The following is a 20,610-nucleotide window of genomic DNA, read 5'->3' as shown; positions in this document are numbered from 1 at the left end:
CCGAGCGGCCCTGCCCGTGCGGCGCATGACGATATTCTTCCGATATGTCGGCTTGCGCCGCGCGGGCAGGGCCGCTCGGATGACTCAAACCCGATTATGCGGCCGAATCGGGTTTCCCCCGCAGGCCCCCTGGCCAGACTGCAACAACAATCCCAAATGGGGTTCCAAGGGGCGAAGCCCCTTGGCCGCCGGAGGCCCTTCCCCGGCCCAAATCATCAGCGAACAGGCCCGGCCAGCACCTCGCGCAGCTTGCTGCCGTCCTGCAGCCCCTGAATGTAGGCGAAGCGCACGTAGGTCTGCCGTATGCGCTCCGTGAGCCCCTCCATCTCGGCCAGCACCTCGGCGGCCTGTTCCCTGGCCTGCTCGGGCACCAGCTCCAGCAGGCGCTCCTCGGCCTTGCGCAGGCTCTCGAAGTAGGTGGGGGCCTCCTCGCCTGGCAGCGGGGCCTTGCTCAAATCCTCCAGGCGGGAGGAGATGATGTCCGGGAAAACGTTCTGGGAGGCGGTCATGGCGTGCTCCTGTGGTTTCTGTTCAGTTCCCCTGAAGATAGGCGATGAAGTCCCCGCGCCCGGCCAGCCTGCACTCCAGGTAGAGCGCGGCGTATTCCATGTATCGCATGGGCGTGCCGAACACGTTGTAGCTCGTCTCGTCCCCGGCGAATTCGAGGCCGTAGCACTCGGCCGCGCGCGGGTTGATGGGCAGCTCGAATTCGGCGAACAGCTCCGGGCAGCGGGTGCGGAAGTCATCCGGCAAGGGCGGCATGCCCAGCAATTCGAGGACAGAATCCGCAGCGTGCAGCATCAGCCGCGTGCGCGGATGGTTGATGGTGTTGAACAGCCGCTCGGCCCTGTAGCCGCGCCGCAGAACGTCCAGGTAGGGCACGTCGCACAGGGCCTGCTTGGCTTCCTCACGGGCGAAGGTCTCGGCCAGCATGTCCTGCAGGCCGAACATGGCGGGCAGGTTGCGCGAGAGCGCCATGCGCATGACATCCGCAGGGGGCAGGCCCCTGTCGAGCAGCGAGTCGAGCATGGAGTCACGGAAGTCGATGCCCGCCTTGCCGGACCAGAACGGCCAGTACCCCTTGAAGAACATGTTCGGGTAGCACAGGGCGCGCGCCCCGGCTGGCAGGCGGGCCTTCAGGGCTGCGGAGGCCAGGTCGGTCCACTGTTCGCCCAGGTGCTGGTGCAGGAGCAGGGCGCAACGCGAAAGGCTCGCCTCGGGTATGGCCTGCCGGGTGAAGTTGACGTAAAACTCCACCCGGTACTCGGCCGAGAATTCCGGCGAGGCCGAAAGCAGCGCCGCCAGGATCTCGCCCTGGCAGTTGCCGTGCAGGATGCAGAGCCGCTTGCCGTCTTCCATGCAAGCCCATTTAGCAGACAATGTGATCGAGGAGAACACGCATGATCGCCCGCGACGAAGCCCTGGCCCTGATCGAGTCCCACAATCCCGAAAGCCACATGCTGCTGCACGCCCTGCAGTCCGAGGCGGTCATGGCGGCCATGGCCCGCAAGCTCGGGCGCGACGAGGCCCTCTGGGGCCTGACGGGGCTGCTCCACGACGTGGACTACCCCCTGACCAAGGACGCCCCCGAGCGCCACGGCCTGGAGGCCGGCGGGATGCTTGAGGGCAAGGTGCCGCAGGAGGTGGTTACGGCGATAGCGGCCCACAACAGCGAGATGACGGGCGTGGAGCCTGCGGCGGAGCTGGACTACGCCCTGCGCTGCGCCGAGTCGGTTACGGGGATCATCCACGCGGCCACGCTCATGCGGCCCTCGGGCTACGAGGGCCTGGAGCCCAAGAGCGTGAAGAAGAAAATGAAGGACAAGGCCTTCGCCCGCTCCGTACGGCGGGAGAACATCCTTGAGTGCGACAAGGCCGGGATGGCGCTGGACGAGTTTCTGGCGCTGGCTATCGCGGCCATGGCGGAGGTGAAGGCGGGGTAGCGCCCGGCAGGTTCGTAAAAACGAAAAAAGCCCCCGGCCTTGCGGCCGGGGGCTTTTTCATCACGTTCGCATCCTGCCCTAGAACGGATTGATCGTCCGCTCCTTGGTGAAGTGCATGTACCCCACGTTGGCGCCCAGGCGCAGCCCCACGCCGAACCTGATCGGGGCCAGGATGATGTTGCCGGACTGCTGGTAGTTCATGCCGAACCCGCCCACCACGTAGGCGCTGCCGTCCACGCTGGGGAAGCGCTGGTAGATCTGCTCCGGGTCGGTCATGTTGTAGATCAGGCAGAACACCTTGGAGGCGTTGGCGCCCAGGTCCAGCCCCACGGAGGGGCTCTGCCAGTAAACGTAGGCCTTCTTGCCGTTCTTCAGGTACAGCCAGCCCTCGCCGTAGCGCAGGCCGACCACCAGGGCGCCCGCGCCCTCGTTGCCCTTGATGAAGCCGGTGGGCTGTCCGTAGCGCTCGAAGGCGCGGGAGGTCATGTCCGCAAGGCCGCGCGCGCCGCCCTCGAAGAAGCCCATGACCTGCTCGTCCACTTCCTTCTTGGAGTAGGTCTGCACCTGCTTTGCCTCGGGCATGGAGAAGATGTCCCCGTTGGTCGGGCCGCCGGAAGCGGCGGGGGGAGGCGGCGTGCTGGAGGGGCCGGTGGACCCTCCGTCCTTGGCCGCGCCGTTTCCGCCGGGGCTCCAGGAGCCCTGGTTCTGGTCAGACGGGGGCGAATACTGCTTGGGCGCGCTCTTGGCCGGGGGGGCTGGTTCCGCCGCCGGGGCAGGCGCTGGAGCCGCGGGCGCATCGGGCGCGACGCTGCCCTTGGCCGTGCCCGAGGGGGCGGCCAGGGCGGGCGGCTGCGACTTGTTCACGGTGGGCTCGTCGGTGATGCTGCGCTCCTGGAGGGCGGAAGCGGCGAACGGTGTCAGGGCGGCGAGGCCCAGGGCCAGGCCCAGAGCCCTGGCGGATACGCGGAGGAAGGTGGCCGGTGCTTTCAAGGCGTTGCTCCGTCTTGGGTTATTTGCTCAGTTTGACCACGAGCCCGTCGCCGGTCTTTTCCACTGCGGGGTGCTTGGGGCCCTTGGCCGGGGCGGCCAGGTCCAGCACGAGGCGCAGCTTGTCCGGGTGGCGGCCGAGGCGCACGGCCTTGACCAGGGTGCTCGCGGGTTTGTCCGGGTGTTTGACGCTCCAGTCGCCGGGCAGGTCGATGACCAGCCGGGGCGGGCTGTCCAGCAGCGTGGCCTCGGGCTTGGCCGAGGTGGACGCTCCCGCCAGGGTCAGGATCACGTCTCCGTTCGATTCGCTGATGCTCAGGTGGTCGACGACCCTGCGCTCGCCGGTGGCCGGGCCCTTGGATTCCACTTTCACTTCGGGCTTCGCTTCCGGATTCGCCTCAATTGTGACCTCCGGCATCCCCCCGGGCTTGGCCTCGGCTTTTGGCGATGCGGCCGGTTCCGGCTTCGTGGCCGCCTGGGGCTTGGCCGGTGCTTCCGGCTTCGCCGGGGCCTCGGGTTTGGCCGCGGCGGGCTCCGCAGGCGCGGGGGCCGGTTCGGGCTGCGCCGTCACGGCGGGGGCCTGCTGCTTGGCGCGCTTGAGCTCGGCCTCGGCCTTGCGCAGCTCTTCCTGGGCGCGCTTGAGGGTCTCCTCGCGATCCTTGCGGGCCAGCTCATCGGCGCGCTTGGCCTCATCCAGGGCCTTGCGCTCGGCGGCGAGCCGGGCCTTGCGCTGGGCCTTGGTCTCGTTCTTGGGCTTCTGGGGCGGCTGCGGCGCGGGGGCCGGTTCGGGCGCCGGCCCTGGAGTCGTGACGATGTCCGGCATGGGCTGCGGCTCGGGCGCGGGAGGAGGCGGCGCCTCGGAGAAGATGGTCTGCAGGGACTTGTCCGGCTCCTGCCCGGGGATGGGCGTGGGCGCGGGCTGCTGGGCGGCGGGGGGCTTGGCCCCCATGTCGATGGTGATCTTCTGCTCCACGGCCGGTGCGGGCGCAGGCGCGGGAGCGGGGGGAGCGGCGGGGGAGGGCGGAGTGACCGGGGCCGCCTGCTGGGCCGGTGCAGGCCCGGGGGCCTGAATGCCGGAGGTGCGCCACCAGGCCAGGCCGCCCACCACGGCGGAAGCCAGGACCACGGCGGCCAGGATGAGCAGCTTGTCGTTGCGGGTTAGGGCCATTGTCACTCCTTGAAGGTCCGGTATCACCGATGCGGCGGCATCCGCAAGGGGCCGGGGGCTTTACGGATGCCGCGATGCGTTGACGATCGGAGGTACGCGATGTAATACGGGCGTAAACGATAGGAGGTGCCCCATGCAACGCCGCGTCCGTTCCGTGCGCGTTCCCGCGGAGCTCGACCATCTCGACCTGACCGGCGTCATCGCCGAATGCGCCAAGTACCTGCGGGATTTGGAGTCCGCCGCCATGCTCACCTCCCAGGGGGACAGGGCCGCCGCCGAGGCGCTGGTCAAGGCCCGCCAGGCGGACCTGGGCAAGCGCATAGGCCACAAGGTCTGGGAGGCCAGGGTGAAATACGGCGAGAAGCTGCGCCGCGACCAGCCCGGGGAGCAGGGCATCTAGCGGGGTGTTCGTGTAGGGTTGGGGCCTCCGGCTGCTGAAGGCCGGTTAGGGCGCAAGCCGTCATGTCGGCCGCACCGGACTCGGTGTACGGACCTTATCTCAGCCCGCGCCCATTTTGAGATTCTCAAGTCGGCGGCGCCTAACCTTGAATGCCTGCTGCGGCCCGCGCGAGTGCGGGGCGATGGAGGTTGACGTTGATGCCGTCGCTCCATCGATCCTGGGCATCTCGCAAGAGGCCGGAAGAATTGATTTGTTTTTCAAGCCAGACCTTCACTGAATGTGCGCTTGAAGCGCTCCTAGTCCGCGTGTCTTCTGGCCCAGAGGTGCTCATGGTGGCGACTCCGCGGCCGTCCGTGAGGGTCTCCGAAGACCGTGAGCGCCTTTCGTTCCCGGGGCTACATGCACCGCTGCCTGCGTGGTCTCCCGGGAATCGGCCAAAGACCATATTGGCCAGCCTTTCAACAAACGGGAGAACCAGATGCTGCTATGTCAGGGAGCTCGTCTGGGTTGAGGCTATATTAGGGATGATTGCATGGCCGCTACATGCCCTCGCGCTCGATGGGGTTCGAAGCATTCCATGCAAATGTCAAGTGCATCGGCATCGAAGCATCAGTATGTAAGTGTGTCGGCTGATGTTGTACGTACACTGTGCGGCAGGATAGCTTGGGAAATATTGTGGACAAAGAATTAAAGCTGTTATATGAAGAGAGGGCGGTGCTGTCACACGTGTTCGGAGTTGTGGCGCTCGGGTATTCGGTTGTTAAATAAGGTGATAGCGTCAGAAACGCCGACCTTTTCAGTCGCTTCTTTCGCAGGGCAATTAAGCTCAATATGCCCTGATTTGAGGCTCAAAGATTTGAATGATTGGTGATGATTAAGCGCCTGCTCTATTCCCGTCTGGACTGAACAATTGCTGCACCTAAAAATTTCCATATGAAAACAACTGATTCCGCCAGGGCCTTGTCACCACAGGAATGGCACCCTGATGTAACGCTGCTGCTCCTCCTCCTTGTTGCGGCGGTGCTTCGGTTTTATCATCTTGGCGTGCCGACGCTTTGGCAAGATGAGTTGGAATGCGGAGTGATTTTTACGCAACTCTCTTGGTCCGAGTTGTTCGCCTTCATCCATAAGTATTCGCCATCACCACATTATAACCTGTTTGTAGTGAAGGCTGCTTCGCTTTTTGGCACGGAGGAATGGATCCTTCGTGCACCAGCTGCTATACTGGGTGTTCTCGGGGTTTATTTTTGTTTTGGCCTCGGGAAGGAACTCGAGGGGCGCTCAGCTGGCCACGTAGCTGCCTTGATGGCCGCCATCAACATTCTGCTTATATGCTACTCAAGGTTCGCGTGGCTGACATATGCGTTCTTTTTCTGCCTTTCCGCGTGGTCATCCATATTATTCTTCAAAACGCTCAGAAGCGGTTTCAGGTCTGGGGCCATCCCTTTGGCGCTCGTCAACGCCGCGGCAATGTGCATTTACGAGGGGTCGTTTGTTTTTTCAGGCATCGAAGCTTTTTTACTGGCGATCTTCCTGGTGACGCACTGGAGGGAGTGCTCCAAAAAATTCGCCCTGATACACTACTCCATAGTGGCAATACCCGCCTTGTGGGTGATGTACAGGCTCATCCCCCTTGTCGGGTCAGGCTATGCAAACACGCATCGAGGAAGCTCCATAGCAACGCATTTTAGTTGGTCAAAGATCCCGGTGACTCTTTTCGATGCATTCTCCCCGACAGCCTCAATTACTGTATTTGCAATCATTTTGGTGGGCTTTCTTCTCCTGGGACTCTGCGTGCTGTTCAAGAGGAGCCTGCTCGAGGCCGTAATGTCCGCCTCGCTTGTTTTTTTACCTGCCCTTGCAATGCATATGTCGGGGAAAGGTATGTTTGACGGCCCTGACCGCTTCCACCGCGTCGCGTATGCCCTTCCTTTGCTCTTTGCCTTTACAGGCATAGGCGCTTCGTATCTGCTGCCTCGCATAGTGAAGGTGCTTGTTCCGCTGGCTGGATTCTCCTCAGCCATTTATATATTCTCGGTCTACAACACGGCCCTCTACAGCGAACTTTCGAATATAACACTGTGGCTCAATCCTGCCTATTACCGGCAAGTTGCCGACAGTCTCTCCACTCTTGTCAAACCTGGTAGCGCTGTTATTTTTTCCGACCATTTGACCCGCCACAGACTCGATTGGTATTTGTCACGGCACCCTGAAAATGACATCCGGAAACAGACTATTCCCGCCGGAGAAGGCGACATAACCGTCTCCATCGTTTCAGGGGGGGATCTGCCCTTTGGCCAGCAATCCGGCGGCGAACAAGAGTTCTGGAGCGCATTCGCGAGTACGGAGGGTGTTCAGCTCGATCGGTACACCACCTTCTATTCAACAGTCGTTCGGCGATCCCCGGTCATGGCGGGAGACCCGCCGCACCTGCCGATAGAGTTCACCTTCCCTGGATTCAACCATTTCCGGCACGTGTACGCGCAGAACAAGATATTTTTGAGCCCGTACTGGGGCGGAGCCCTGCTCCCGGCTGACACGAGCGGCGATTGTTGGTTCATCTACAAGATAGTTTTCGGCCAGCCTAAAAAGCGGTCTGTATTCGGGAATATCCGGTATACGAATGAGCTCAACGGGAATATCGTCGAGGTCGCCCTTTCTCCTGATGGCGTCCATTTCCAGTCGGCCCATTACGGAGTAAAAGTCGGGACAGGGATAATCGAACGGTTCAACCTGCTGATGCCGGACTCCGCGCGGGAGCTTTTCGTCCGTGTCAAACTCAAGGCGCAACGCTGGCCCCCTGACCCCTATCTTGACAATGCAAGCCTGTTGCGGATCGAAAACATCAAGCTGTACGTAGGTGAACAGGATGATGCGGCCCGGTGCGACATATTGAACACGGTATCCAGTTCGCCGGTCGACACAAAGGCCGTTCCGCTTCTGCAGCCGGCGCAGGCCTCACATGAAAACCTCGCGGAGGTCCCCACCCAGGAGATCCCCGGTTGGCAATGCTTTGGGGTTGCGGACGAAGCGCATCCTGGCACAGTGCGGGTTACGGTAGCCAAGCAGGGAACCCTGGCTCTCTATCCCAGGGTGGGGAAACAAGCCGACACGGTAAAAGTCGTCAACGCGGATACTGGGCAGCAGCTTCTCTTTCTTGCCGGGGTTGAAGGCAAATGGACCCCGCTGGGCATGCGCTATGATCTTCCCTTGAACGATGTGCCCGAGGGGCGGGTTCTCCACCTTGACATCAAGATCACCGGGCGGGCTCAGCTCTGGGTCAAGGACGACGCCATTATCCTTAATCCCGCGCCCGGAGCGCACCATGGCGGAGGCGCGAAGTGAGCGGCCATTCCCCGTTTGCCGCGCGCCCGGCCGCAGTGGAGCAGTCAAACGCGTGCCCCGCTCCCGCAACTCATAAGAAAGCGAGCGCCCCATGTGCGGCATAGCCGGGTTCACCGGCCCTCCGGCCCCCCGCCTTCTCCGGGACATGTGCCGGTCCTTGACCCATCGCGGCCCGGACGACGAGGGCTACCTCGATCATCCCCAGGTGAGCTTGGCCATGCGCAGGCTGGCCATCGTGGACCTCTCCGGCGGGCGCCAGCCCATCGCCAACGAGGACGGGACCGTGGTCACGGTGTTCAACGGCGAGATATACAACCACGCCGCCATGCGCCGCGCCCTCACCGCGGCCGGACACCGCTTCGCCACCCATCACTGCGACACGGAGACCGTGGTCCACGCCTATGAGGAGCACGGGGTCCTCTGGCCGGAAAAGGCCCAGGCCAACGGCATGTTCGGCCTGGCCATATGGGACCAGGCCCGCCAGCGTTTACTGCTCTACCGCGACCGTTTGGGCAAGAAGCCCCTGTACTGGGCCCCAATCCCCACGGGCATCGCCTTCGCCTCGGAAATCAAAGCCCTGCTCAGGCATTCCGACGTGTCCCGCGAGTTGGACCACGGCAGCCTCTACCGATACTTCGGCCTGAAGAACACCAGCGCCCCGCGCACGGCCTACCTCCAGATCCGCCAGCTCCCGCCCGGGCATTGCCTGGCCTGGACGCCGGATGGCGGCATCGAGGAGCCTAGGCCGTACTGGAAGCTCGACTTCCCTTCCTTCCCTGACGTGCCGGATGAAAGCGAAGCGGCCGCGCGCATCCTTGAGCTGCTCACTGATTCGGTGCGCCTACGCATGGACTGCGACGTGTCCTATGGCGCGTACCTGTCGGGCGGCATGGACTCTTCGGCGGTGACCGCGCTCATGGCCAGGTTCCTGTCCAAACCGGTGAAGACCTTCTGCCTGGGCTACGCCGATCTGGAGGGCGGCCAGCAGGAGGGCAAGTCGCGCGACCTTTACTTCTCCCGTATGATGGCCGGGCGGCTGGGTACCGACCACCACGAGCACATCATCACCGCCGGGGACTTCGCGAGGGATTTCCTGGGGGTGATGCGGGCCTTCGACGAGCCCTTCTCCGGCACCGTGTCAACGTACTTCCTCTCGGAATACATGCGCCGCCACATTACCGTGGCCCTGTCCGGCGACGGGGCGGACGAACTCTTCGGCAGCTACCTGGCCCACCGCCTGGCCTTCCCGGTGGAGGTCTGGAACCGCCTCAAGAGGCTAGAAGGCAAGGCCCGCTTCGAGGACCTCACGGCCGCCGACCGCGAAGCCATCGCCCCCTTCGACACGCCGCAGCAGTTTGCCTTCCTGGACCGGGTGGCCGCGCCGACGCTGGCGGCCTGGCGGGAGCGCCTGGATGTGTTCACCCACGCCGAGCGCCGTGAGCTGCTGACCCCGGGATTTCTGGCCGCCGCCGGGGAGGATGTGGGACGCAATCCGTACGACGCAATTCAAATGTCACTCACCGCCCGCGACGCCCTGAACCGCAGCCTGGAGACCGACCAGCGCGAGCTTCTGCCCAACCAGGTGCTGCCCTTCGTGGACAGGCTGTCCATGGCCCACTCCATCGAGGTGCGCTGCCCCTTCCTGGACCACCGGATGGTGGCGTATGTGAACTCCCTGCCGGGCTCGCTCAAGATCCGGGGGCTCTCCACCAAGCACATCCTGCGCAAGGCCCTGGCCGGGCTCCTGCCCCAGGAGCTGATCGACCGCCCCAAGGAGGGTTTCGTGCAGCCGGTCTACACCTGGATGCGCGGCCCGCTGAAGGATTTCACCACCCAGGCCATGGCCTCCCTGCCGGAGCACATGTTCTCGCGCGCCGCAGTGGACGGCCTCATGCAGCGCTTCATGGCCGGTGACCAGAGCCTCAACGCCAAAGTGTGGTCGCTCACCTGCATGAGCGCCTGGCTGGAGCGGCAATCATGACCGTGAAGCACCAGCCTGTGCTGGAGGGCGGCAAGGTGCGCCTTGTTCCGCTTGCGGCGGAGCACCTGGAGCGCTCGCGGAAGTGGGTCAACGACCCCTTCATCATGTCCACGGTCCTGCGCGTTTCCCACGTGACCCCCGAGGACCATCAGCGCTGGTTCGCCAACATCCTTTCCGATCCGGGCAAGCTGGTCTACGCCATCCTGTGGAAGCCCGGCGGCATCCACATCGGCAACACAGGCCTGTACCACCTCGACATGACGCACCTGCGCGGCGAATTCTGGATCTACCTGGGCGAAGCCGAATACCGCGGCATGGGCGCCGCATCCGAAACGCTCGGCCTCATGAAACAACTGTCTTTCGACATGCTGGGGCTGCGCAAGCTCTACCTGCATGTCGGGCTGGACAACCTCCCCGCCAGGAGCCTATACAGCCGCCACGGTTTCAGGGAGGATGGCGTGCTGAGGCAGCACTACCACATCGGGGGCAAACCCGTGGACGTGGCCGTCATGTCCCAGCTTCGCCAAGAATATGACGACAACAAACATGACGCATAGGGCCGACAGGACCCAGGAAGCCGCCGGCTTCCCGGCCGTGGTCCTCATCGACAACTGCAACGCCTGCAACCTCCGGTGCTCCATGTGCGACCACCCCAACATGACCAAGCACCGCAAGGTGCAGATCATGGATTTCGGGCTCTACCGCAAGGTCATCGACGAGGTCGCCCTGGAGAACCCCTCGGCCAGGGTGTGGCAGATCTTCTTCGGCGACCCCTTCATGTGCCGCGACATGCCCGAGCGCATCCGCTACGCCAAGCAGAAGGGCCTCACCGACGTGGTGCTCAACACCAACGGCGTGCTCATGAAGCCCGAAAAGGCCCGCGCGGTCATCGAGGCGGGGCTCGACGCCATGTACGTGGGCATCGACGCGGCCAAGCCCGATACCTACAAGCGGATCCGCGTGGGCGGCAAGTACGAAACCGCCGTGGCCAACGTGCTGGCCTACCGCGACATCCTCAAGCAGATCGGCCGCCCCGGCCAGAAGCTGTTCGTCCAGTTCGTGGTCAGCGACATCAACGAGGACCAGGTGGATGACTTCAAGGCCTTCTGGAACTCCGTGGGCGTCAACGTGAAGATACGCCCCAAGGTGAGCTGGGCGGGCCTGGTCAGCGCCGACAACCTGCGGGAGAACGAACAGGTTGGGCGCAGGCCCTGCTACTGGCTCATGCGCACCATCAACATCTGCGCCGACGGCCGGGCAGCCTTGTGCTCGGTGGACGTGCACTGCCGCGTGCCCTGCGGCGACGTGAACACCTCCTCCATCAAGGAGCTCTGGGGCGGCATGCTCAGCGAGTACCGCCGGATGCACCTGCAGGGCCGCTTCGACGAGCTCCCGCCCATGTGCCGCGACTGCCGCGACTGGCAGTCCGGGTACGCTGACTTCGCCCTGGCGGACGCGGCCAAACAAGGATGACCATGGCAAGCGACGTTAAGCACACCCGGCAAGAGTACGGCATCCGCGAGGAAGCCCAGGACTTCCCCATGATGGTGGTCCTGTCCTTCATTTACGTCTGCAATGCGGGCTGTCCCAACTGCCCCTACAACAACTCCGACATCCGCGAGGACTACGCCGACGCGCTGTACATGCCGGACGACCTCTTCAAGCGCATCGCCGACGAGTGCGGGCGATACGGGTCCATGCTGCGCATCTCGGGCGGCGGCGAGCCCATGCTCCACCCGAACGCGGTTGAGCTTCTGGAGTACGCCAAGGCGCAGGGGGCCAAGGTCGGGCTCATCACCAACGGTTCGGCCTTCGCCGAGGGCGACCTGGAGCGCCTAATCGCCGCAGGCGTGGACGCCCTGGAGTTCAGCGTGGACGCCGGCGACGCCGAAACCTACGCCTGGGCCCGCCCCGGCCTGGACTGGGACACCCTCAACGACAACGTGCGCCAGGCCGTGGAGATCCGCAACCGCCTGGGCTCGCCCACCCGCGTGGTGGTCAGCGCCATCAACCAGGAAGGCGTGGACGTGGCCGAGGTGGAGGCGCACTGGAGCCCCATCGCCGACAAGGTGCAGATCAGGAAGTACCTCACCTGGGGCTACAACGAGGACCACTCCGCCGACGCCACCGCCTACCTGCCCCCGGAGGAGCGCATTCCCTGCCCTTGGCTCTTCGAGCGCTTCAACATCGACTCCCGGGGATTCGCCACCATCTGCGGCGAGGACATCGCCTTCGCCGAAAAGTTCGCCAACGTCCACGAGCGCAGCATCAAGGACATCTGGCACGGCCCCGAATTCGCCCGCCTGCGCGAACTGCACCTGGCGGGAAAAGGCCACGAGATACCCATCTGCGCCAAGTGCCCCGATTGGAAGTACCGCTCCTGGGAGTACAACTACTGGAAGATCATGCGCGACGCGGATGCCGTCAAAGAGTCCCGGGGCAGCGTCGGGAAATGAGCACATGACGCTCTACTCGAAGCAATACGCCGATGCGCTGCCCAAATTCGACCGGGGGGTTTCCCTGGTCAGCTGGGCCTACAACGAGGAAATACTCATCGAGGGTTTCCTGCGCCGCGCCGACGCCATGCTTTCGAGTTCGGTGGAAGACTATGAGATCGTGGTGGTGGACGACGGCAGCAAGGACCGCACCCCGGAAATCCTAGCGCGCCTGAGCGCCGAACTGCCGCGCCTGCGGGTGGTCACCAACGAGGTGAACCGCAACGTGGGGTACTCCAGCCGCCGGGCTGTGGCCTCGGCCACCAAGGAGTACCTCTTCTGGCAGACCGTGGACTGGTCCTACGACATCACCCTGCTGCGCATTTTCCTGGAGTTCCTCAAAACCTGCGACGTGGTGGCGGGGGTACGCCGCGCACCCGTCACAGTGCGTTTGGGCCTGTTCAAGCCGTTGGCCCTGCTGCTCAAGCTTTTCGGGATCAAGCACCTCACCCGCCGCTCGGACACCGTGCCCAAGGCCCTGGTATCGGTGATCAACTACAGCCTGATCCGTGTGCTCTACGGCCTTCCCCTCTCGGACTACCAGAACGTGGTGTTCTACCCATCCCGCCTGATCCAGCCCATCATCGCCACGGCGGAGGCCGACAGCTCCTTCGCCAACCCCGAACTGCTGTACAAGGCGTTCATGAGCGGGGCGTCCCTGGTGGAGGTTCCGATCAATTTCATCCCCAGGGAGGCGGGGGAGGCCAAAGGTACCCGGCTGAAAGCACTCCGGGCTTCGCTCAAGGACGTTTTTAAGTTCTGGTGGGCGTGGCGAGTACTCGGAAAGGTTAAAAAGGCGCCCGGCGGACGCGTCATCAGGCTGGATCCCGCCCAGTGGGAGACTCCGCAGTGACACGGCTTCCGACCACGATGGGCGTGGCCCCCTCCCTGCGTTGGCCCGGCGAAGCCGTGGGCGATTTTACGTGCGCGGGACGCCCCCCGGCACCCATCGCCCTTGCAGGGTGACGCCATGGCCACCACCGTAGGCATCCTTCAGCCCAGTTACCTGCCCTGGCTGGGCTATTTCGAGCAAATCGCACGCTGCGACGTGTTCGTACTCTACGACGATGTGCAGTTCGACAAGGGGGGCTGGCGCAACCGCAACAGGATCAAGATTCCGGGCGGCCCACACTGGCTTACAGTGCCCGTACTCACCAAGGGCGGCCCTCCGCTTGTCCGCGACGTTCGGGTCAACAACACACTGCCCTGGTCACGCAACCACCTGAAAACATTGGTGCAGTATTATTCCAAGGCCCTCCATTTCGCCCCCTATTTCGAGGAGCTCTCGGACATCCTGAACCGCCCCTGGGAGCTGCTGGCCGCACTCGACCGGGCCGTGATCGAATGGATGTGCGGGGCATTCGGCATCTCAACGCCCCTGGTGTGGTCTTCGGAGCTCGGCGTCGCCGGAGACCGGCTGGACAGGCTCATCGCCATAGTCAAGCATTTCGGCGGGAACGCCTTCTATGAAGGGGCGGCCGGCCGGGACTACATCCCTGTGGACTACTTCACCGAGCGCGGGGTGGAAGTGATCTTCCAGAACTACCGTCACCCGGTATATCCCCAACTCCACGGGGATTTCATCTCTCACCTTTCGGCCATCGACCTGCTCTTCAACCTCGGCCCAGAGAGCAAGGCCTCCCTCCTCTCGGGGGCGTAAGGGGCTTAACTTTCGTTCACGCTTCCTGTACGAAGACCGCCGGAGGAGACACCGTGAAGACCATACTCATCACCGGCGGAGCCGGATTCATCGGCTCGGCCTTTACGCACTACATCTACAACACGTACCCGGACTACAAGATCATTGTCCTGGACGCCCTGACCTACGCCGGCAAGGTGGAGAACCTGCCCGTAACCGACTGGGAGCTCCAGGACGAACGCTTCACCTTCTGGTACGGCAACGTGCTCAACGGTGAACTGGTGGACACCCTGGTCTCCCAGTCCGATATGGTGGTCCACTTCGCGGCCGAGTCCCACGTGACCCGCTCCATCTACGACAATTCATTGTTTTTCCAGACCGACGTGCTGGGCACCCAGACCATCGCCAACGCGGTCTGCAAATACAAGGACCGCGTCCAGCGCTTCGTGCATATCTCCACCTCCGAGGTGTACGGGACCGCAGAATCCGCGGCCATGAACGAGGAACACCCGCTCAACCCTCTGAGCCCCTACGCCGCGGCCAAGTGCGGGGCGGATCGGCTGGTATACTCATACTTTGCCACCTACAAGATTCCCGCGGTCATCGTACGCCCCTTCAACAACTACGGGCCCCGCCAGCACCTGGAGAAGGTCATCCCGCGCTTCGTGACCTCGGTGATGCTGGGCGAGAGGCTCCGCGTGCACGGCGACGGCCAGTCCTCCCGGGACTTCATCTTCGTGGAGGACACCTGCCGGGCCGTGGACCTCATCCTGCACGCCCCGGCCGAAAAGGTCGAGGGCGAGGTCTTCAACGTCGGCTCAGGGGTGCACCGCTCCATCCTCTCCCTCGCCCAGGACGTCACCGCGGCCATGTGCCAGGGCAAGAACTGCTACATCAACGTGGGCGACAGGCCCGGCCAGGTCATGCGCCACACTGCGGACGCCTCCAAGATCAAGCGGGTGCTGGGCTTCACCCCTGCCGTAAGTTGGGAGGAAGGCCTGAAGAAAACCATCGACTGGTACAAGGACAATGAGGACTGGTGGCGCAAGCAGATATGGATGCGCGAAATCCCCATTGTTTCCGCCTCTGGAAAGAGGGAGCTGCACTAGCATAAGAGTCGAATTCCTCGGCCGTGCCGCAGCTGAAATCGATGCCCTGGCCAAAAAGCTGAACGCGGGTCCTTGAAGACAGGCCGGTTTTTCCCCGGCTTTCACCGGGGCCGGCCCAGGCCGAAGAATGGGGCCACGAGTTTGATGGAAGCCGGCGCGTGCTTTTTGCCGAACGGTTGACCGCTTTCCGGCGGCGCGGGCCATGAATTCGCCTTTCTGCGAACATGGGGCTCGCCCCATAGTTCGCCTCAGCCCCGAGGCGCTGGATGGTCCCAATGAGTCATCTCTCCCTGCCGCCAGGTTGCCGGTAAGCCCCTGAGCGGGGGAAGGATACTCTCCTCTGTGCGCGTTTTACTCCGCAAGCCAGTTGATTTCCTTGGCCGCCATGACCTCGTTTCATTTCCAAGAAGCGCCGGACGCACCATTTACAGCGCCAGCGGCAGCCTTTCCCCCAGGCGCAGGCCGTCTTCGGCCACATCCACCACGAAGGGCCAGGCCTCCACGCCAGCCTTGAGCGCCGCCCTGAAGGCCTCGGCGTAGAGCGGGTCCACCACCTCGGCCGGGGCGAAGCACCTGCCGTCGGGGCGCTGCACCGCGAAGAACACCGCCGCCCGCGCGCCCTGCGCGGCCAGCCGGGCCAGCTCGCCCATGTGCTTGCAGGCCCGCTCGGACTGGGCGTCGGGGAACTGGGCCACGCAGTCCTCCACCATGGTCACGTTCTTGGTCTCCACGTAGAGTTCGCCCGCCGGGCCGGAGAGCAGGGCGTCCAGGCGGCCGCCCGCGAAGGCCGGTTCGGTGCGGAAGCGCTCGTAGCCTCCGCAGCCGGGCAGCAGCCCGGCCTGCCAGGCGGCGCGCAGCACGCGCGTGGGCATGGCAGTGTTCACCCCCACCCAGAAGCCGCCCAGGCGCACGGCCTCCACGGTGCAGGCGTGCTTGCGCGTGGGCGAGCCGCTCACGGAAAGCAGCACCTCCGAGCCGGGGCGCAACAGGCCCAACATGGAGCCGGTGTTGTTGGTGTGCGCGGTGAAGGGGCCGTCATCGGCCTCCACGTCCATGAGAAAGCGCTTGCGCCTGCCCACGAGCCGCGCGGTGCGAATGGTTGCGGGGTATGGGACAAGCGGCGGGCGGCAATTTACTGTTTGCATTTTTTCCTCTACAAGGTGCAGGGCTTGAGCGCCCGCCAAACGTACAGCCAGCAGAGAGTGCACGCATGAGAATTTCCCTGAAACTGTCCCGGATCAAGCCTTCGGCCACCCTGGCCATGAACGCCAAGGCCCAGGAGCTCAAGGCCCAGGGCGTCTCCGTCATCAGCCTGGCGGTGGGCGAGCCCGACTTCCCGACCCCGGCCCACGTGAAGGCCGCGGCCGTGGCCGCGCTCGACGCGGACTTCACCCGCTACACCCCGGTGCCGGGCATCCCCGAGCTGCGCGACGCCGTGGGCGGGTACTTCGGCCGTTTCTACGGCGTGACCCCGCCGCGCGAGGCCGTGATCGTCTCCAACGGCGGCAAGCAGGCGCTCTTCAACCTGTTCACGTCCCTGCTCAACCCCGGGGAGGAAGTGCTCATCCCCGCGCCGTACTGGGTCAGCTACCCCGACATGACCATCCTGGCGGGCGGCGTGCCCGTGCCCGTGCCCACCGACCCGGAGGACGACTTCCTGGTGAGCGTCGAGGCGCTGGACAAGGCCTGCTCCCCCAACTCGCGGGTGCTGGTGCTGAACTCGCCCTCCAACCCCACGGGCTGCTGCTACACCCGCGAGCAGCTGGACGCCATCATGGAGTGGGCCGTCTCCCGCAATATCTTCGTGATCTCCGACGAGATCTACGACCAGCTGGTCTACGCCCCGTCCGAGCCCGCCTCCTGCGTGGGCTGGTGGCAGAAGCACCCCGAGAACGTGGCCGTGGTCAACGGCCTGGCCAAGAGCTTCGCCATGACCGGCTGGCGCATCGGCTACTGCGTGGCCCACCCGGACCTCATCAAGGCCCAGAGCAAGATCCAGGGGCAGTCCACGTCCAACGTGTGCTCCTTCGCCCAGAAGGGCGCGGTGGCCGCGCTCACCGGCAGCTACGACTGCGTGGCCGAGATGCGCGCCGCCTTCAAGCGCAGGCGCGACCTGGCCATGGAGGTGGTCTCCACCTGGGAGGGCGTGCGCTGCCCCAACCCCGGCGGAGCCTTCTACCTCTTCCCGGACGTGTCCGCGCGCTACAACGCCGCCACGCCGGACTCCACCACGCTGTGCACGCGCATCCTGGAGGAGGCCAAGGTGGCCCTGGTGCCGGGCGCGGCCTTCGGCGACGACCGCTGCGTCCGCTTCTCCTACGCCGTGGACGACAACACCCTGCTCGCCGCCCTGGAGGCCGTGGGCAAGGTGCTCAAGAGCTGACAATCCCAAGGAGAGACTCCATGTCCAAGAATATCCTCGACTGGTCCGGCGCATACCCCAAGGGCGTGTCCCCCAGTGCGGGCCAGGCCCGCCTCGGAGCCTTCGTGGAGAAGCTCTCCATGGACCTCTCCGGCCCGGAAGGGGGCAGGCTGCCCTTCATCAACCTGCCGCACTGGCCCGCGCTCAAGCGCGAGCTGGCGGCCCTGGCCCCCAAGCTGAAGCGCTTCAAGCACATGCTGGTGCTGGGCATCGGCGGCTCGGCCCTGGGCGCGCGCGCCCTGCAGAAGGCCTTCGCCCCCGGGCAGGACCAGCCCGGCCACGGCGGCCCCTGGCTCTGGATCGCCGACAACGTGGACGTGCCCACCCTGACGGCCTACTTCACCAAGCTCCCTCCCCAGGAGACCGTGGTGGTGGCCATCAGCAAGTCCGGCGGCACCATCGAGACCACCAGCCAGTACTTCCTGGCCTGCCAGTGGCTGCAAGGCGCCCTGGGCGAGAAGTGGAAGGAGCACCTGGTGATGGTCACCGGCGCGGAAGGCTTCTTCCGCAAGGAGGCCGACGCCCACGGCTTCACCACCCTGCCGGTGCCCACCTACATGGGCGGGCGCTACTCCGTGCTGTCGGCCGTGGGCCTGGTGCCCGCGCTGTTCATGGGCATCGACTGCGAGGCCCTGGTGGAGGGCGCGCTGACCGTGACCACGCCCCTGTTCGAGACCATCCTTTCCACAAGAATCCTGGCGGCGCACCCGGCCTGGCAACTGGCCACCTGGAACTGGTCGCTCATCGATTCGGGCTTCAACCAGCTCATCTTCTTCAGCTACGTGCCCCAGCTCTCCACCTTCGGGGCCTGGTTCGGCCAGCTCTGGGCCGAGAGCCTGGGCAAGGACGGCAAGGGCTCCATGCCCCTGCCCGCCGTGGGCGTCACGGACCAGCACTCCCTGCAGCAGATGTTCCTGGGCGGCCCGCGCGACAAGGGCTGCCTGTTCCTCACCTGCCAGGACATGCCCCAGGGCCAGGCCTTTCCGGCGGACATCCCCGCCGAGTTCGGCTACCTGCGCGGCAAGATGATGGGCGAGCTGCTGGCCGCCGAGGCCCTCGGCTCGCGCATGGCCATGACCCAGGCGGGCGTGCCCCTGGTGGAGGTCGGCCTGGGCGCCTGCACCGAGCGCGAGGCCGGCCGGCTCATCGCGCTATTGGAGCTGACCACCCTGTTCACGGGCTGGCTGCTCTCCATCGACCCGCTGGACCAGCCCGCCGTGGAGCTGGGCAAACGCCTGGCCAAGGCCAAACTCGGGGCCGAGGGCCTGGCCAAGGAGAAGCAGGACCTGGCCGCCTTCCTGGCTTCGGACCGCCAGACCACGGAGTTCTAGACAGTGCAGCAGCCTTCGCGGGCCCCAGGGGGATCGTCCTTCGGACTGATGAAGTTCGTCTCCTGGGGCACGCTGGTGCTGACGCTGCTCTCCAGCCTTTTCCTTTCCATCTTCCTGGCCAACTACGCCCGGCAGGTGCTGCTCTCCAAGCAGCACGAGTTCGCCCGGCTCTGGGCCGAGACGCTCAACCACAACATCTCCCGGCGCTTCTCCGTGCCGGTGTTCCTGCGCTACGGCGAGGTCAACCTGGCCGACCCGGCGCAGTACAAGCTCCTGGACGACGTGGTGCGCTCCGTGCTGGAGGACTTCCCCGTCCAGGACATCCGCATCTACGACCTGAACGGCGTGGTGGGCTACGCCCTGGACCGCTCCCTGGTGGGGCGCGAGGGCCTGGGCGGCGAGGCCCTGGGCCAGGCCATGAGCGAGGGCAAGCTCACCTTCGAGTTCCTCTACCAGACCGGGCCGCTGGGGGCCATGTTCTCCGCCGAGATCGCCCCGCGCTCCGTGGTCATGCGCACCGTGGCCCCGCTGCGCTTCAAGGTGACCTTCCCGGGCGGGCGCATCACGCCCAACGCCCACGGCCAGAGCCCCCCCGGCGAGGAGCAGGGCCCCGGCCCCGCCGGCGAGGCGGCGCAGGAATCAAAACAGGCCGCAACGCCCGAGGCCGGATCATCATCCGAGCCCGCCCAGCCCGCGACGGAGGCGGCACCCGCGCCGGGCGCGGCGGCCACGGGCGAACCGGGCAAGGCGCAGGCCCCGGAGCAGTCCCAGAGCGAGAGGGCCCAGACGGAAGGGGCCACGGCTGAACAGGGTCCGGGAGCGGCGCCGGAATCCGGCAAGGCCGAGCCCCAGGAGGAGCCCACCGGCGACCTGGTCATCAACGAGGTCATCGGGGCGCTGGAGTTCACCCAGGACATCACCGCCGACTACCAGAAGCTGGTCACGTTCCAGCGCATCATCATCCTGGCGGCGCTGATCTCCGCGTTTCTGCTGTTCTTCGTGCTGCGCATGCTCATCCACCGCGCGGACAGGCTCAACGCACAGCGCCTGCTGGAGCGCGAGGCCTTCGAGCGCGAGATCATGCAGAACGAGAAGCTGGTGAGCATGGGCCGCATGGTGGCGGGCATCGCCCACGAGATACGAAACCCCCTGGGCATCATCCGCTCCAGCTCCGAGCTGCTGGTCACCCGCGTGGGCGACAAGGACCAGCTCACCACGCGCATCCTCCAGGCCATCAACGAGGAGGCCGTGCGCCTCTCCAAGACGGTGGGCGATTTCCTGGACTACGCCCGCCCCAGGGCGCTCAACCTGTCGCCCGTGGATCTTGGCCAACTGCTGGACCAGGCCCTGACCTTCCTGGAGCAGAAGTTCCGGGAGCAGGGCGTGGAGATGGTCAAGGAGTACGCGCCGGGCGTGGTGGTCCAGGCCGACAAGGATCTGCTCTACCGGGCGCTGTACAACATCCTGGTCAACGCGCTGGAGGCCATGGCGGGCCAGAAGCCCTCCGAAACCGGCGCGGAGGCCGGGGGCGTGCGCGGGCAGATCGTGGTGCGCCTGAAGGAGGAGGGCGGCAAGGTCCTGCTGACCTTCCTGGACACAGGCCCGGGCATCCCGGCGGACATCCGCGACAAGCTGCTGGATCCCTTCTTCACCACCAAGGAGTCGGGCACGGGCCTGGGCCTGGCCATCACGGCCAACATCCTGCGCAGCCACGGGGCCAGCATCGCCCTGGGCGACAACCCCGAAGGCGGGGCCAGGGTGGACATCGTCTTCTCCAAGCCGTAGATGTG

Annotated in this window: 18 protein-coding genes; 13 read left to right on the top strand and 5 right to left on the bottom strand. The window is 65.0% G+C overall.

What is annotated here, in order from left to right; genetic code table 11:
- Positions 1–215: 215 nt before the first annotated feature.
- Positions 216–509: a hypothetical protein gene (locus MLE27_RS13500; protein ID WP_243312611.1), complete on the bottom strand. Its 294-nt coding sequence runs from the start codon at positions 507–509 to the stop codon at positions 216–218.
- 22 nt (positions 510–531) lie between these two features.
- Positions 532–1,359, bottom strand: coding sequence for a WcbI family polysaccharide biosynthesis putative acetyltransferase (locus tag MLE27_RS13495; RefSeq protein ID WP_243312610.1), 828 nt, complete (start codon positions 1,357–1,359; stop codon positions 532–534).
- Between the two features lie 41 nt (positions 1,360–1,400).
- Between MLE27_RS13495 and MLE27_RS13490 the strand changes: the two genes are divergently transcribed.
- Positions 1,401–1,943 carry an HDIG domain-containing metalloprotein gene (locus MLE27_RS13490; RefSeq protein WP_243312609.1) on the top strand — a complete coding sequence of 181 codons (543 nt, stop codon included), beginning with the start codon at positions 1,401–1,403 and terminating at the stop codon, positions 1,941–1,943.
- 78 nt (positions 1,944–2,021) lie between these two features.
- On the opposite strand, the gene MLE27_RS13485 is transcribed toward MLE27_RS13490, so the two are convergent.
- Both MLE27_RS13485 and MLE27_RS13480 read right to left on the bottom strand, forming a co-directional pair.
- Positions 2,022–2,933 (bottom strand): DUF1134 domain-containing protein, encoded by a 912-nt coding sequence (locus MLE27_RS13485; protein WP_243312608.1) that lies wholly within the window; start codon positions 2,931–2,933, stop codon positions 2,022–2,024.
- Between the two features lie 19 nt (positions 2,934–2,952).
- Positions 2,953–4,098, bottom strand: a complete 1,146-nt coding sequence (locus MLE27_RS13480; protein WP_243312607.1) for an AMIN domain-containing protein — start codon at positions 4,096–4,098, stop codon at positions 2,953–2,955.
- Positions 4,099–4,231: 133 nt separating this feature from the next.
- Here MLE27_RS13480 and MLE27_RS13475 point away from each other — a divergent pair, with 133 nt between their 5' ends.
- From MLE27_RS13475 to MLE27_RS13435, 9 genes are all read left to right on the top strand, one after another.
- Positions 4,232–4,498 (top strand): hypothetical protein, encoded by a 267-nt coding sequence (locus MLE27_RS13475; RefSeq protein ID WP_243312606.1) that lies wholly within the window; start codon positions 4,232–4,234, stop codon positions 4,496–4,498.
- Between the two features lie 933 nt (positions 4,499–5,431).
- A complete protein-coding gene (locus MLE27_RS13470; protein ID WP_243312605.1) occupies positions 5,432–7,843 on the top strand; it encodes a glycosyltransferase family 39 protein in 2,412 nt (803 codons plus the stop codon).
- A gap of 91 nt (positions 7,844–7,934) precedes the next feature.
- Positions 7,935–9,824 (top strand): asparagine synthase (glutamine-hydrolyzing), encoded by a 1,890-nt coding sequence (asnB, locus tag MLE27_RS13465; RefSeq protein WP_279355832.1) that lies wholly within the window; start codon positions 7,935–7,937, stop codon positions 9,822–9,824.
- Positions 9,821–10,381, top strand: coding sequence for a GNAT family N-acetyltransferase (locus tag MLE27_RS13460; RefSeq protein WP_243312604.1), 561 nt, complete (start codon positions 9,821–9,823; stop codon positions 10,379–10,381). The genes asnB and MLE27_RS13460 overlap by 4 nt, the downstream gene beginning before the upstream one ends.
- Entirely contained in the window at positions 10,371–11,297 is a 927-nt protein-coding gene (locus MLE27_RS13455; RefSeq protein ID WP_243312603.1) for a radical SAM/SPASM domain-containing protein, read from the top strand. The genes MLE27_RS13460 and MLE27_RS13455 overlap by 11 nt, the downstream gene beginning before the upstream one ends.
- A 2-nt stretch (positions 11,298–11,299) precedes the next feature.
- Positions 11,300–12,280: a radical SAM protein gene (locus MLE27_RS13450; RefSeq protein WP_243312602.1), complete on the top strand. Its 981-nt coding sequence runs from the start codon at positions 11,300–11,302 to the stop codon at positions 12,278–12,280.
- Positions 12,281–12,284: 4 nt separating this feature from the next.
- The gene (locus MLE27_RS13445; RefSeq protein WP_243312601.1) at positions 12,285–13,172 is read left to right on the top strand and encodes a glycosyltransferase family 2 protein; all 888 of its coding nucleotides are present in this window, start codon (positions 12,285–12,287) and stop codon (positions 13,170–13,172) included.
- Positions 13,173–13,289: 117 nt separating this feature from the next.
- Complete coding sequence (locus MLE27_RS13440; RefSeq protein WP_243312600.1) at positions 13,290–13,979, top strand: WbqC family protein; 690 nt, start codon at positions 13,290–13,292, stop codon at positions 13,977–13,979.
- A 53-nt stretch (positions 13,980–14,032) separates the two neighbouring features.
- Positions 14,033–15,067, top strand: a complete 1,035-nt coding sequence (locus MLE27_RS13435) for a dTDP-glucose 4,6-dehydratase (RefSeq protein ID WP_243312599.1) — start codon at positions 14,033–14,035, stop codon at positions 15,065–15,067.
- A gap of 425 nt (positions 15,068–15,492) precedes the next feature.
- Here the strand turns inward: MLE27_RS13435 and sfsA are convergent, their stop codons facing one another.
- A complete protein-coding gene (gene sfsA, locus MLE27_RS13430; protein WP_243312598.1) occupies positions 15,493–16,212 on the bottom strand; it encodes a DNA/RNA nuclease SfsA in 720 nt (239 codons plus the stop codon).
- 65 nt (positions 16,213–16,277) lie between these two features.
- On the opposite strand from sfsA, the gene MLE27_RS13425 reads away from it, so the two are divergent.
- From MLE27_RS13425 to MLE27_RS13415, 3 genes are read left to right on the top strand one after another with little or no spacing between them, the layout of a single operon-like run.
- Positions 16,278–17,450 carry a pyridoxal phosphate-dependent aminotransferase gene (locus tag MLE27_RS13425; RefSeq protein ID WP_243312597.1) on the top strand — a complete coding sequence of 391 codons (1,173 nt, stop codon included), beginning with the start codon at positions 16,278–16,280 and terminating at the stop codon, positions 17,448–17,450.
- A gap of 20 nt (positions 17,451–17,470) precedes the next feature.
- The gene (locus MLE27_RS13420) at positions 17,471–18,820 is read left to right on the top strand and encodes a glucose-6-phosphate isomerase (RefSeq protein WP_243312596.1); all 1,350 of its coding nucleotides are present in this window, start codon (positions 17,471–17,473) and stop codon (positions 18,818–18,820) included.
- A 48-nt stretch (positions 18,821–18,868) separates the two neighbouring features.
- Positions 18,869–20,605 (top strand): sensor histidine kinase, encoded by a 1,737-nt coding sequence (locus MLE27_RS13415; RefSeq protein ID WP_243312595.1) that lies wholly within the window; start codon positions 18,869–18,871, stop codon positions 20,603–20,605.
- Positions 20,606–20,610 lie beyond the last annotated feature (5 nt).

This window comes from Fundidesulfovibrio agrisoli (assembly GCF_022808715.1).
Classification (GTDB): domain Bacteria; phylum Desulfobacterota; class Desulfovibrionia; order Desulfovibrionales; family Desulfovibrionaceae; genus Fundidesulfovibrio; species Fundidesulfovibrio agrisoli.
The sequence above is the reverse complement of the archived record's forward strand: the minus strand, read 5'-3'. Positions and strand labels throughout refer to the sequence as shown.

Excerpts from the sequence above, each read along its gene's own strand:
- MLE27_RS13420 (WP_243312596.1), top strand. The coding sequence starts at position 17,471 with ATGTCCAAGAATATCCTCGACTGGTCCGGCGCATACCCCAAGGGCGTG.
- MLE27_RS13455 (WP_243312603.1), top strand. The coding sequence starts at position 10,371 with ATGACGCATAGGGCCGACAGGACCCAGGAAGCCGCCGGCTTCCCGGCC.
- MLE27_RS13495 (WP_243312610.1), bottom strand. The coding sequence starts at position 1,359 with ATGGAAGACGGCAAGCGGCTCTGCATCCTGCACGGCAACTGCCAGGGC.
- MLE27_RS13475 (WP_243312606.1), top strand. The coding sequence starts at position 4,232 with ATGCAACGCCGCGTCCGTTCCGTGCGCGTTCCCGCGGAGCTCGACCAT.
- MLE27_RS13490 (WP_243312609.1), top strand. The coding sequence starts at position 1,401 with ATGATCGCCCGCGACGAAGCCCTGGCCCTGATCGAGTCCCACAATCCC.
- MLE27_RS13425 (WP_243312597.1), top strand. The coding sequence starts at position 16,278 with ATGAGAATTTCCCTGAAACTGTCCCGGATCAAGCCTTCGGCCACCCTG.
- asnB (WP_279355832.1), top strand. The coding sequence starts at position 7,935 with ATGTGCGGCATAGCCGGGTTCACCGGCCCTCCGGCCCCCCGCCTTCTC.
- MLE27_RS13470 (WP_243312605.1), top strand. The coding sequence starts at position 5,432 with ATGAAAACAACTGATTCCGCCAGGGCCTTGTCACCACAGGAATGGCAC.
- MLE27_RS13440 (WP_243312600.1), top strand. The coding sequence starts at position 13,290 with ATGGCCACCACCGTAGGCATCCTTCAGCCCAGTTACCTGCCCTGGCTG.
- sfsA (WP_243312598.1), bottom strand. The coding sequence starts at position 16,212 with ATGCAAACAGTAAATTGCCGCCCGCCGCTTGTCCCATACCCCGCAACC.
- MLE27_RS13480 (WP_243312607.1), bottom strand. The coding sequence starts at position 4,098 with ATGGCCCTAACCCGCAACGACAAGCTGCTCATCCTGGCCGCCGTGGTC.
- MLE27_RS13500 (WP_243312611.1), bottom strand. The coding sequence starts at position 509 with ATGACCGCCTCCCAGAACGTTTTCCCGGACATCATCTCCTCCCGCCTG.
- MLE27_RS13415 (WP_243312595.1), top strand. The coding sequence starts at position 18,869 with ATGAAGTTCGTCTCCTGGGGCACGCTGGTGCTGACGCTGCTCTCCAGC.
- MLE27_RS13450 (WP_243312602.1), top strand. The coding sequence starts at position 11,300 with ATGGCAAGCGACGTTAAGCACACCCGGCAAGAGTACGGCATCCGCGAG.
- MLE27_RS13460 (WP_243312604.1), top strand. The coding sequence starts at position 9,821 with ATGACCGTGAAGCACCAGCCTGTGCTGGAGGGCGGCAAGGTGCGCCTT.
- MLE27_RS13445 (WP_243312601.1), top strand. The coding sequence starts at position 12,285 with ATGACGCTCTACTCGAAGCAATACGCCGATGCGCTGCCCAAATTCGAC.